Origin of the sequence: Paenibacillus sp. R14(2021) (assembly GCF_019431355.1) — a bacterium.
Taxonomy (GTDB): Bacteria; Bacillota; Bacilli; order Paenibacillales; family Paenibacillaceae; genus Paenibacillus_Z.
In genome coordinates, this window is sequence record NZ_CP080269.1 from 1431920 (window position 1) to 1444515 (window position 12596).

12 protein-coding genes are annotated in these 12596 nt (G+C 53.1%); 1 reads left to right on the top strand and 11 read right to left on the bottom strand.

The window, feature by feature from the left end:
- Window positions 1-42: 42 nt before the first annotated feature.
- The 5 genes from KXU80_RS06900 to pdhA all read right to left on the bottom strand — a co-directional run bounded on the left by KXU80_RS06900 (window position 43) and on the right by pdhA (window position 5541).
- On the bottom strand, window positions 43-531 hold the full coding sequence (locus tag KXU80_RS06900; RefSeq protein ID WP_219837500.1) for an acyl-CoA thioesterase: 489 nt from the start codon (window positions 529-531) through the stop codon (window positions 43-45).
- Between the two features lie 128 nt (window positions 532-659).
- Window positions 660-2075: a dihydrolipoyl dehydrogenase gene (gene lpdA / locus KXU80_RS06905; RefSeq protein WP_219837501.1), complete on the bottom strand. Its 1416-nt coding sequence runs from the start codon at window positions 2073-2075 to the stop codon at window positions 660-662.
- A 4-nt stretch (window positions 2076-2079) separates the two neighbouring features.
- Window positions 2080-3402, bottom strand: coding sequence for a dihydrolipoamide acetyltransferase family protein (locus tag KXU80_RS06910; protein WP_219837502.1), 1323 nt, complete (start codon window positions 3400-3402; stop codon window positions 2080-2082).
- Between the two features lie 52 nt (window positions 3403-3454).
- Window positions 3455-4432, bottom strand: a complete 978-nt coding sequence (locus KXU80_RS06915) for an alpha-ketoacid dehydrogenase subunit beta (protein ID WP_219837503.1) — start codon at window positions 4430-4432, stop codon at window positions 3455-3457.
- A gap of 41 nt (window positions 4433-4473) precedes the next feature.
- Window positions 4474-5541 (bottom strand): pyruvate dehydrogenase (acetyl-transferring) E1 component subunit alpha, encoded by a 1068-nt coding sequence (gene pdhA / locus KXU80_RS06920; RefSeq protein ID WP_219837504.1) that lies wholly within the window; start codon window positions 5539-5541, stop codon window positions 4474-4476.
- 282 nt (window positions 5542-5823) lie between these two features.
- Here pdhA and KXU80_RS06925 point away from each other — a divergent pair, with 282 nt between their 5' ends.
- Window positions 5824-6564, top strand: a complete 741-nt coding sequence (locus KXU80_RS06925) for an alpha/beta hydrolase (RefSeq protein WP_219837505.1) — start codon at window positions 5824-5826, stop codon at window positions 6562-6564.
- A 131-nt stretch (window positions 6565-6695) separates the two neighbouring features.
- Here the strand turns inward: KXU80_RS06925 and KXU80_RS06930 are convergent, their stop codons facing one another.
- The 6 genes from KXU80_RS06930 to KXU80_RS06955 form a co-directional block, all read right to left on the bottom strand.
- A complete protein-coding gene (locus KXU80_RS06930; protein ID WP_219837506.1) occupies window positions 6696-7172 on the bottom strand; it encodes a low molecular weight protein-tyrosine-phosphatase in 477 nt (158 codons plus the stop codon).
- Window positions 7169-7849, bottom strand: a complete 681-nt coding sequence (locus tag KXU80_RS06935; protein ID WP_219838912.1) for a trimeric intracellular cation channel family protein — start codon at window positions 7847-7849, stop codon at window positions 7169-7171. The genes KXU80_RS06930 and KXU80_RS06935 overlap by 4 nt, the downstream gene beginning before the upstream one ends.
- Window positions 7850-7990: 141 nt before the next feature.
- Entirely contained in the window at window positions 7991-9931 is a 1941-nt protein-coding gene (locus tag KXU80_RS06940) for an endonuclease MutS2 (protein ID WP_258171304.1), read from the bottom strand.
- Between the two features lie 480 nt (window positions 9932-10411).
- A complete protein-coding gene (locus KXU80_RS06945; RefSeq protein WP_258171305.1) occupies window positions 10412-11188 on the bottom strand; it encodes an MBL fold metallo-hydrolase in 777 nt (258 codons plus the stop codon).
- 21 nt (window positions 11189-11209) lie between these two features.
- Window positions 11210-11878 (bottom strand): GNAT family N-acetyltransferase, encoded by a 669-nt coding sequence (locus KXU80_RS06950; protein ID WP_219837508.1) that lies wholly within the window; start codon window positions 11876-11878, stop codon window positions 11210-11212.
- A gap of 37 nt (window positions 11879-11915) precedes the next feature.
- A complete protein-coding gene (locus KXU80_RS06955; RefSeq protein ID WP_258171306.1) occupies window positions 11916-12575 on the bottom strand; it encodes a GNAT family N-acetyltransferase in 660 nt (219 codons plus the stop codon).
- Window positions 12576-12596: the final 21 nt, after the last annotated feature.

A 12596-nucleotide genomic window follows, 5' to 3' on the forward strand; every position in this document is an offset into this window, starting at 1 on the left:
TCATCGGCGCCTGGGGGCAAATTGATCTATTAGAATATAGTATCATTTTATGGCGGATCTGTCCCGTTTTCTATTCATTCGCAGCTCGAATCGGGCAGGTGCCGTGCGATGAAACTCGCGCTGCTCCTCTGTTTCTGGAATGACGGCCGGAACGGGACGCGACTTGCCGTTCTCGTCCAGCGCAACCATGGAGAAAAAAGCGGTCACGGCCGTTTTCCGTTCACCCGTGTACACATGCTCCTTCTCTACTTTCACATATATTTCCATTGAGCTCTTGTGCGTCCACGTTACGAACGCTTCCACGTCGATCACGTCGCCGACCTGGATGGGCGCCACAAAATCCAAACTGTCCGTCGAGGCCGTCACGCAGGGACCTCTCGAATGCCGCATGCCGGTAATCGCTGCAATTTTATCCATGTGCTCCATCAGTTTGCCTCCGAACATCGTGCCGTGGTAGTTCGTGTCGGACGGAAATATAAGCTGCATCATCGTGGAACGGGATTCGCTTGCCGGTTTGCTGTCTGGCGTCATAATGTCACCACCCTCCTTCAGTTATGTAGATGTTAATAGGGATTTATGAAGAAAGAGGCCTTGCTGCAGAATAACTGCAGCCTGACCTCTTCGCTTCAAAAGCTGTCGTGTGGAAGCTTGTCAGCTTCTTATTTGGCAATCGCGTGAATCGGGTGACCAAGTGCCACTTCAACGGCATCCAGTACGATTTCGCCGAGTGTTGGATGTGCGTGAATCGTAAGCGCGATGTCTTCAAGCGTTGCGCCCATTTCGATCGCAAGGCCAAGCTCAGCAATCATATTGGAAGCTTCGATACCGGCGATTTGCGTGCCGAGCACAAGGCCGTTATCCGCATCCGCGATGATTTTCACGAAGCCTTCGTTTACGCCGAGCGACAATGCGCGCCCATTGATATTGAAAGGGAATTTGCCCACTTTGACGTTGTGGCCTTTCTCTTTCGCTTCCTTCTCGCTGTAACCGACGCTGGAGCATTCCGGATCGGAGAAAACAACGAGCGGGATGCATTTGTAGTCGATCGTGCTAGGCTGTCCGGCAATCGCTTCCGCTGCAACACGGCCTTCGTACATGGCTTTATGCGCAAGGGCAGGACCTGGGATAATGTCGCCGATGGCGTAGATGTGCGGAATGCTTGTGCGGCACTGCGCATCCACTTCGATCAAGCCGCGATCGGTCATTTTCATGCCGATCATGTCAAGACCAAGCTCACCGTCCGTGTTCGGACGTCGGCCAACCGTAACGAGCAGGTAATCTGCCGTTACTTCTTTGTCTTCGCCGCCAACGGAGTACGTAACCGTTACGTCGTTGTCCGTTTGCTTCGCGCTCTTCGCTTGCGCGCCAGTAACGATTTCGGCTTTTGCGCCTTTGAGTTTCTTCGCAACGAGCGAGGACATATCGGAATCGAAGCCCGGTAGAATCGTGTCGGAGCCTTCGATAATGGTTACTTTCGTACCGAATTTCGAGTACATTTGGCCAAGCTCGACGCCGATGTAGCCGCCGCCGATAACGACAAGGCTCTTCGGAATTTCAGGCAGCGACAGTGCTTCTGTCGAAGACACGATACGACCGCCGTAAGGGAATGCCTTCAGCTCGATCGGACGGGAACCAGTCGCAATGATGCAGTTCTTGAAACGGTAACGCGGCGCTTCCTGTTCATTGAATACGCGTGCTTCGTTCTCGTTGATGAACATCACTTCGCCTGCGAAATATTGGATTTTATTCGCTTTAAGAAGTGTTGCTACGCCGCCTGTCAATTTCTTGACGACGCCGTTCTTGAACTCCTGCACCTTGCTCCATTCCACTTTCACGTCAGAAGCCGTGATACCGAAGGATGAAGCATGGCTGATGGATTCATATTGGTGAGACGCGGAAATGAGCGCCTTGGATGGGATACAGCCTACGTTTAGACATACGCCGCCGACATATTGTTTGTCCACGACAAGTACGTTTTGGCCAAGCTGTGCAGCGCGAATCGCCGCTACATAACCGCCTGGGCCTGCGCCGACAACCAGCAAATCAATATCGAGTGAAGCATCTCCTACTACCATGGTTTTAAACCTCCATTACAAGTAATTGCGGATCAGCAAGCAGCTGTTTAATGTAGTTCATGAAGTTTTGAGCTGTCGCGCCGTCAATTAGACGGTGGTCAAAACTTAGGGACAATGCCATAACGGAAGCAGCAACGATTTCCCCGTTCTTCACGACCGGCTTCTCCGAAATGCGGCCCGTGCCGAGAATCGCAACTTCTGGGAAGTTGATGACCGGCGTAAAGAACATGCCGCCTGCGGAACCGATGTTCGTGATGCTGATTGTGCTGCCTCTCATTTCGGAAGCCGCAAGCTTGCCGTCGCGTGCTTTCACAGCGAGGTCGCGAATAGCGTCGGCTACCATCCATACGTTCTTGCGATCGGCATCCGCGATAACAGGAACGACCAGGCCATTCTCCGTATCTGTAGCAATGCCGATGTTGTAGTATTTCTTGTACACGATCTCTTGCTTCTCTTCGTCAAGCGTCGAATTCAAGATCGGGAATTGACGGCAAGCAGCGACAAGCGCTTTAACGATGAACGGCAGGTACGTCAGCTTAACGCCTTTCTTCTCGGCGAGCGGCTTCGCTTTCGTGCGGAGCTCAACAAGCGCCGTTACGTCCACTTCGTCCATGATCGTAACATGCGGCGCAGTGTAGACGGATTTCACCATCGCGTTAGCAATTACTTTACGAATGCCCTTGAACGGTACGCGTTCTTCCGTACGGTCGCCCGCAGGAGCTGCAGCAGGAGCCGCTTTCGCTTCGCCGGTAACAGGAGCAGCCGCTGTCTCTTGTCCAGAAGGTGCAGCCGCACCACCGCTTGCAAATGCCGTAATATCTTCTCGCGTGATGCGTCCGTTCTTGCCGGAACCTGCAACCGTAGCGATTGTTACGCCTTGCTCACGAGCGAATTTACGCACGCTTGGGGTCGCCAGTACTAGGCCGCCGGCTGCGTTAACAGGAGCCGGTGCAGCTTGAGGCGCCGGTGCTTCGGCTTTAGGCGCTTCCGCCTTTGGTGCTTCAGCTGCCGGAGCGGCTGGCGCCTGTGCAGGAGCTTGCGAGCTATGACTGTCGTCTGCCGGAGCCGCTTGCTCAGGAAGTTCGCCTTCGGCGTCAATGACAGCAACGATTTCGCCAACGTGGCAAACCTGGCCGTCCTTTACAAGCACTTCAAGCACTTTGCCATTCACAGGACAAGGCACTTCAACGATTGCCTTGTCATTCTGTACTTCCATGATGATATCTTCATCCGTAACCGTATCGCCGGGCTTGATATGCATTTTGACGATTTCGCCTTCATGCAACCCTTCGCCCAGCTCCGGGAAACGATACTCGAACTTTGCCACGTCCCGTGACCTCCTTCTAGCTTTTCATAAATCTGCCCATGTCGTGTGTTCCTTAAAAGTTGATCACTTGGTTAACGGCTTTAACGATGCGCGCCGTGCTTGGCAGCCAAGCATCCTCCACCTGTGCAAATGGATAAACCGTATCCGGACCTGCAACGCGAAGCACTGGAGCTTCCAGATGAAGAATAGCATTCTCGTTAATTTGAGCGATGATTTCGGCAGCAGCGCCAGAAGTTTTTTGGGCTTCCTGCACCACGATCGCGCGGTTTGTTTTCTTAATCGATGCTACGATCGTTTCGATATCAAGCGGAACCAATGTACGCAGATCGATAACCTCTGCTTTAATGCCGCTCTTCTCCAGCTCGTCTGCAGCTTTCACCGCTGTATGAACCATAAGTCCGTAAGCGATGATCGTTACATCCGATCCTTCGCGTACAACATTCGCTTTACCGATCTCAACCGTGTAAGCTTCCTCAGGTACTTCAGCGCGGAAAGCATGATACAGGTTCAAGTGTTCCATGAAGAATACCGGATCGTTATCGCGGATCGCCGCAACAAGAAGGCCCTTAGCATCATAAGGATTGGAAGGAACAATAACTTTAATACCTGGCGTTTGGATCGCCAAGCCTTCAAGCGAATCCGTGTGCAGCTCAGCCGCTTTAACGCCGCCGCCGAAAGGCGTGCGGAAAACGATCGGCGAGTTGTAACGGCCGCCGGAACGGTAACGCATCCGGGCTGCTTGAACGAACATTTGGTCAAGCGCTTCGTAGATAAAACCAACAAACTGAATCTCGGCAACCGGTCGGAAGCCTTGAATCCCCATACCTACAGCCATCCCTGCAATCGCGGATTCGGCCAGCGGCGTATCGAATACGCGGTCTTCGCCAAATTCGCCTTGCAAGCCTTCCGTCGCACGGAATACACCGCCGACTTTACCGACGTCTTCACCGAAAATGTATACGTTCGGGTCGTTTTTCAGCTCCACGCGCATTGCATCGCGGATCGCTTCTTTCATATTCATTTGAGCCATTGTCGCGAGTTCCTCCTTAGCTTGCTTCTATAGTCATCCCATTATTGAAAATCGGCTTTTTGCGCTTCCAAGTGTGCCGGCGTATGTTCGAACATGGAGTCGATCAGACCGCTTACAGTCATTTTCTCCGTCGCTTCGGCTTTCTTGATATGCTCGTTAACGGTCGCTTTCGCTTCCTCTTTCACGCGGGCCGTTTCTTCGTCAGACCACAGGCCCTTCTTCTCGAGGTATTTCCCGAAGCGAACAAGCGGATCCTTCAGGCTCCATTCGCCTTCTTCGTCCTTCGTACGGTATTTCGTCGTATCATCCGCCATGGAGTGAGGGCGGTAGCGGTACGTAATCATTTCAATCAGTGTCGCACCTTCGCCGTTGCGGCCGCGTTCTGCTGCTTCGGATACGGCTTTGATAACAGCCAGAACATCCATGCCGTCGACTTGTACGCCGCGGATACCGGCAGCAAGCGCTTTATGAGCAATGGACTGTGCTGCCGTTTGCTTCTCGTAAGGCGTCGTAATCGCATAGCCGTTGTTTTGAACGACATAGATAACCGGAAGCTTGAATGCGCCGGCAAAGTTCATACCCTCGTAGAAGTCGCCTTCCGAGGAACCGCCGTCACCTGTATAAGTGATCGCTACGCGCTTCTCGCCTTTTTTCTTGAACGCCATCGCTACGCCGGTCGCGTGCAAAATTTGTGCGCCGATAATGATTTGAGGCATGAGCACGTGAACGCCCTCAGGAATTTGACCGCCGTGCTGATGACCGCGGGAGTAGAGGAAAGCCTGATAAAGCGGAAGTCCGTGCCATACGATTTGCGGCATGTCACGATAGCCCGGGCAAACAAAATCATCCTTATTCAGGGCATACTCACTACCGACCATCGACGCTTCTTGACCGGATACCGGCGCATAGAAACCAAGACGGCCTTGACGGCCCAAGTTAACCGCACGCTCATCCCATGTACGGGTGAAAACCATGCGATACATAATTTCTTTCAATTGATCATCTGTCAAATTCGGCAAATAAGCTTCGTTGACTACTTCTCCTTCAGGAGACAAGACGGATAAAGGCGTTACTGGCTCCGACTGTACTTCATAAGGCAGCTTGCTCATATTGTTCACCTCAGTTGAATATTTGAAAAAACGAGTAGCTCTGTTATAGAATGATTATAAACCTGTTTAAGCAGTACGGTCAAAGCATAAAGCACTAAAAACCCTAGTACTTCGTCATATTTTCTTAATATTTCTGCTAAATTGTATATGTAACAGTACTATATTATTGATAGTACAGCATAATACAACAGAGTCCGCTTCCCACCAGTTAACCACTGAATATCTCCCTTTTGTTTGCCCAATGCAGCACGAAACCATGCAGGAAAAAAGGAGTTTTGCCAGATGACAGACGATCGTTATTTGAAGAGAACCATCGTGAAGGAAGTCGTAAGCAGTCGTTATTTGCCTGAGGGCTCCCGCAGTCTTCGCATTTATCTGCCTCCCGGTTACAATGAAGTACTCAGCTATCCGGTCGTCTATTGCCAGGACGGCGAGCAATTTTTCAATTTCGGCCGTATCGCGACAATTGCCAATCAATTGATTCTCGACGAAGGCATCGAACCTTTCATTATCGTCGGCGTTGAGGTAGATCTGAAGCATCGCACAGCCGAATATGCGCCGGACGGCGAACGCCACGGCACCTATGTATCTTTCTTCGGGGAAGAGCTTGTCCCTTATATTGAAGGGCATTACCCCGTTCGTCGCGAATCTGAATCTCGCATCCTTGCCGGCGATTCGCTGGGCGGATCCGTCAGCTTCCATATCGCGCTGGCGTATCCCAATATGTTCCATCAAATTATTTCCTTCTCCGGTGCTTTTTATCCGGTATCGCAGCGAATCGCCGAACGGGAGAGCGATCTCAGCAAGCTCGTATTGTATATGATTGTCGGCTTGCAGGAAACGGCTTTCAAAGCTGACCGGGGCATCTTTAATTTCGTGGAGATGAACCGCGATATGCGCAAGATATTGGAGGACCGCGGCGCTCAAACCATCTATGGCGAGCATGACGGCGACCATATTTGGGGCTTCTGGCAGAAGTTTATTCCTGAGGCGCTTCGAACCTTCCTGTTAACCGAGAGCTGAACAACAACGGTTGGAGAAACATTCGTCAGTTCCGTGGGTTGAGTCACCTAGCTATAATTAAGAAAGGAGCAGTAACCTTCGTCATATTACATGACCGAAGGGACTGCTCCTTTTGTCAACAAATCGAGCTGTTAGGCATGATGTGCTTCCATAATTCGGGCCAGCAGGTTTCTGCAGCCTTGATCGATCAGTTCATATACCTGCTCGAAATTGCCGGTATAGTAAGGGTCAGGAACGTCATCGCTTTCATGATCCGGCAGTAAATCCATGAATTTGAACACTTTGGCGTTGCCGTCCGATTTGCTTCCGAATACGGCTCTCACATCCCGTTCGTTGCTGGAATCCATGCAAACGATGTAATCGAAGTTAGAGTAGTCGTCAAGCAACACTTGTCGAGCTCGGATGCCTTCGTAAGAAATGCCGTACTCGTCGAGCAGCTTACGGGTTCCTTCATGCGGCGGCTTGCACAGATGCCAGTCGCCCGTTCCTGCCGAGTCTGCCTCAATGCGGTCTTCTACGTGCAGTTCCTTTACTTGATGGCGGAAAACCGCTTCCGCCATCGGCGAACGGCAAATATTGCCGAGACAAACAAACAAAACGCGTATCATTGATGTTCCCCTTCCACTTGCTCGTTTTTTGCTGCAGCCGCTCGTTTCTCATCGGTATGCACCGATTGCGCAAGCGCGAATTTGAGCGATCTCCTTGGCAATCGCCAGTCATAATGAACCGATAGCATACGGAACACGATAACGACGCCAAACAGAATGAGCAGCTCCAGCGGGGTCTTCAGCCAGCCTAAGCCGATAACCGCCCCTGCGGCCATTGCCCATACGGCATAGATTTCATCACGCAGCACAAGCGGCTTTCGTCCCGCCAGCACATCGCGGATTATTCCGCCGCCGATCCCTGTCAGCATGGCTGCCACGATGCATGCGCTGATTGGATATTTGCCGGCTGCATAAAGCGCGCCTTGAATGGCAAACGCCGACAGCCCGATCGCATCGAAGAAGGCTTCGCTCTTCTTCCAGGTTTGAAGCCATTTCACAGGAAGCACGAATGCGATGGTCATGGCGATGACAGCCGTCTTCAGCAGCATGCCCTGAGTCCAAATCGTCGTGATTGGAATGCCGATCAAGAGATTCCGGACGATCCCGCCGCCGAAGGCCGTTACTAGCCCCAGCACGTAAACGCCCAAAATATCATACTCTTCCTCCATTGCCACAATCGCGCCGCTCATCGCAAATGCGATCGTACCGATAATGCTGAACACTGTAAAAATGTCCATGTTAACGCCAAGATTCATCTCATGTTGCCTCCGCCAGCGGTGTACGTTTCTTAAGTCCTTACTCATTTTAGCCGCGGCCGCCGCAATCTTCAAGCGTTAGTTTGTTCGGATTCCGATATAGATTGCGATTTCGGTCCATCGTCATTTAACGGAATCTTCGTCGGTAGGCGTAACAATGGTCAGTCCCGGCACGTATTTGCGCCCCATCAGCTTGCGCGTCTTCCGATTCGCCTTGGTGTCAAATACGATATCCATATCATACCCGCCTTCCGGATAAAGCTCCGTGTTCGGAATGTAGAGCGAGAGCCGTTTCCGGTTGAAGGCCATTTTGTTCTTCTGTACTTGCACGATGACTTCTCCCCGCTCGTTCGCCGTTTGGAAGACGATTCCCGTTCGTTTCAACGGGTAGATCCAGACGCAGTCCCCGACTTCGAATGGCCGCTTCTTCCGTTCATCCCCTTCGGATTGAGTCGGAATGGACTCTACTGCCGTCTTCCCCTGGGTGCGAGCCGGTGAACTCGTTGCTGCTTCCAGCGGCGCTTTCACGAAGCTTGCTTCGGTAGGGTGGGGCAAGTCGCTTTGTTCAGGAGGCTGCAGCGTCCTGCGGACCCGCTCCTCCGCACGCTGCACGACGCATTCCGGAAGCCCGAACCGTCTGGCGATCGCAAACGCATAGCTATCCCCTGCCTCGCCGACTTCGAGCTTATATTGCGGCTTAAGTGTTGCTGTATCGAAGGTCATGCGCGCATTCGTGCAGCCGTCGACGACAGCCGCGAATCGCTTGATTTCATTAAAATGCGTCGTCGCCGCCGCAAGCGAGCGCCGCTGCAGTAATTCCTCCAGCACCGCGATAGAGAGTGCGATTCCTTCCCCTGGGTCCGTACCGGCTGCCAATTCATCGAGCAGAATTAAGGAACGGCTGTTGGCCGCCCGCAGCATCTCGCCAAGCGCAACCATATGCGCCGAGAAGGTGCTGAGCGATTGCTCGATGCTCTGCCCGTCTCCGACATCAGCAAAGATCGTTTGAAACACGCCGAGTTCCGATCCGGCTTCAGCCGGAATGAGCAGACCCGCTTGACTCATCAAAGCAAAGAGTCCGATCGTCTTCAGCGCAACTGTTTTGCCGCCCGTATTCGGTCCCGTAATGATCAGCTGCCGCCAATCGCGGCCAATCTCGACCGTCAGGGGCACCGCCTTCTCGCCCAGCAGCGGATGTCTTGCCCCAACGAGCCGGATATACGGCTTATCCGCGATAACCGGATGGATGCCTCCGTAGCTTCTGGACAATTTACCTCTCGCGAAAATAAAATCAAACGCCGCCATCGCTTCAACATTCCAGCTGAACTGGCTGCCATGCGCTTCCGCCAGATCCGAGAGCTGCGACAGAATCTGCGTCCGCTCGCGCTCCTCCTCACTCTTCCACATCTGCCATTCTGCCTGCAGTTCGGCTACGTCCACGGGCTCGACGAACAAGGTTTGGCCGCTTGCGGATTCATCCCAGACCGTACCCGGCACCTGCTTCCGAAGATCGCGCCGGACCGGAATGACGAAGTGCCCATTCCGCTTGCTGACGAGCTGCTCCTGCAGCGCGCTCTTGTATTTCCCAAGCAGCTGGCCAAGCTTGCGCTCGATTCGATCTTCCGCAGCGGCGAGATGCCTTCTAATATCGGCAAGCGCCGGGCTTGCTTGGTCTGTGAGCACGCCGTGACGAATGCAGCGGACCAGCTCCTTCACCAGCTCCGGGCAGTCATGCATGGAATCCGCATAGCTGCTTATCGTAGGTGCGCTCACGCGCTTGCTGTCCATGTAGCGCTTCATCTGCGCAACCGCCGCGAGCCAGGCAGCCAATTGGCCAAGCTCCTGCTCCGAATAGATCTTGCCTTTACCCAGCAGCGCCATGAACGGCTCAATGCCATCCATTGCCGACAGCGGCACGCTCGCGCCTGTACTCAGCAGGCGGGCAGCCTCCTCCGTTTCCTGCAGCCAGGCTGTCACCTGCGCCGCATGCGTGCTCGGCACATGGCGTTCGACTAACGCTCTGCCTGCACCCGATACCGTGTACCCCGCCAGCATGTCTTTCATTTTATGAAACTCTAATTTTATCAGGGTCGATGGATTCATTTCGCGGATCCCGTCCTTTTCTATTCTTATCGATAAATAAAAAAAACAGGAACAGAACGCATACGCATTCCATTCCTGTTCTGGGACAACGGCATTCGGCCGAGACCTCTCCCATAAGAGCGAAAGGATCCCGAACAAACAAAAAGCGTGCTCGAAGAGCACGCTAATTTACCGTCCAGCAGGAGGAAATTGTCATGTTCTTAACTCATTGGCGACAGAAGCTGGAGCATCCATAACAAGATAAACCTGCGCAAACCGCGCAAGCCTTCCGTACAGGTTCATTCCGTTCTGTCCCTGGCAGCCCTACAGGCTCCAGGTTCTATCCAATTTAGAAGTTAAGAACACCGACACACATTAAAATTTCCCCTTACTGCTTAAAGTTACCTTTATTTTAGCGGTTGGCAGCAGCCAAAGTCAAGCGGCATACGCCCAGCCAACTTCTTAATCCACTGAGAGCTTAAGCCCCGTCCATGCGAATGACGCGCTGCCCGGCAGCCCGTAATCCCGGCCAATGTCGATATCATGCGACATATGGGTAAACCATGTCCTCCCGGGCTTCAGCTGCCCGATGAGCGCAAGGGCTTCCTTCACATCGTAAACGGAACGCGTCTCGAATGGATAAGGCTCTTCGTAGAAGCTCGTACCGAGAATGAGCAGATCCAAGTCCCGCAGGGGCTCCAGCTCTTCGCCCTGCAGCGCAATCGAATCGGAGCAGTAAGCGAAGCTTCTTCCCATCGCGGCATGTGTGAAACGAAACGCGTGCGCGTACCCGTTCTTGCCGTGGTTGACCTTCCAGCAGTGTACTTCCCAGCCGCCGAAGGCAAGCGGTCCGTCGATCGGGTGAAAATCGATCTGAGACCGCAGCCAAGGGAACCGAATCAGAATCTCCTCAATGACGGCCGGCATGGCGTACGCTTTCCCTCTGCTGCCCAGCCATCTGCACATATCTGCGTATTCCGGCAGTCCGGCAATATGATCGAAATGTGCATGCGTCAGCAGCAGCCCGTCGATCCGGCGCAATGAAGCTGCTTCCATTCCGCTGCGCCAATCCGGCCCGCAATCGATCAACATCGTGCCGAACGCTGCATCGGTCAGCTGCACAAGCGAGCGGAATCTGCGGTTGACGCCGCTGCTTCTTGCCTCCTCGCAAACCTCGCAGGAGCAGTAGACCCGAGGAACGCCCATGGCATCCCCCGTTCCCCAAAATGTGATATCCACGGAATCCAGCCCCTCTCCTGTTTACAGCGGAAGCAGCCGCAGCGTTTTTTCGTTCTTTAGCTGCTCGATCATAGCGTACCACTCGTCCGGTTTGTTTGGCAGCGCGGAATAATAATCCGTCAAGAAAGCCGTCACGAGCGAAGCATCGAGCTCCGTACGTTCCTCGTCTGCCGGAAGGAAACTGAGGTTCAAGCCGCCTACAGCCGAACCGTCTTCTTCCCAAGATGGATGCACATAAGGGAAATCCAGCCGCATATAGCCGATATGCGAAAGCACTTCCCGGCGTACATACGGACTCATCGGGTAGATGCCACCGAAGGTATGGGAAGCTTGAACAGGGTCGTAGATTTCAGCGAACATACCTAGCGATACCGTACCGCTCTGCTCCGCAAGCTTCTCCAGATCCTTCGCGCGGCTTCGCATGAGGAAACGTCCTATGCCAAGGCCGGGACGGCCGACGATCGTAAAATCCGTCATCGCAACCCGGAGCTTCGGGTAATAGCGGTATTCAGTTGTCCCTACGACCTCTCCTTCATGTACGGCAACATACACATGGAGACTCGGATCCTCCAGCGGCGCGCGCCATTTATCAAAGGCCAGCACTTCTTCAGGCGGGAAGATGTTTTTCATCAATTCATGCAGCTTGGCAAACAGGGGATTATCGATCGATTGAATACGAATATAGTCCAAAAATATCGCTCCTCTATGCGTTCGTTGACATCCATCTTCATCGGAAAGGATTCTTCCACTCCATCAAAGCGGCATAATTACAGGATTCTTCGTCTTCCAAATAATGAGCGGCAACGCCGACCGGCATACGTCCGCAGCGAAGCAGGAAAGAGATGACAGGATCACGGTATTCCCCGGCAACGATACCTGCCAGATATTGTTCAGGCGATACGTGATCCGCGTAACGATGATAGCTCGGCATCCGGCCGCCGCCTAGAAGTCTTCGCATTCCCTGATGCACGACAAGCTCGTACATGGACTGCAGGAGCCATTTACCGATTCCCGCCTTACGCAGCTCGGGGATAACGCAGATATCTACGATGTACAATGTTTCCCCTTGGGGATCATGATTGCGAATATAACCATTGTCTGTGATGGAGGCCCAGGTGTGGTTTCCCAAGAGCTGTTCATCGCCTATTCTTAGGCCGGTAATGGAACCGATTAACCGTCCGTTCATCTCCGCGCAGAGCGCACCATCCGGAAATAACGTTACATGCTGAAGAAGCTGTGCTTCATTCCACCATAGCTCGGACGGAAAAGGCGGCGGGAAGCTCGCTTGCTGGATTGCAATCATGCCCGCGAAGTCGGCAGCGGTATAGTTGCGAATGACGATTTCGACGGGGCTGCCATCCGCGTACACAATGAGCTGTTTAAACAAACGACTTCCTCCTCGCCAGGG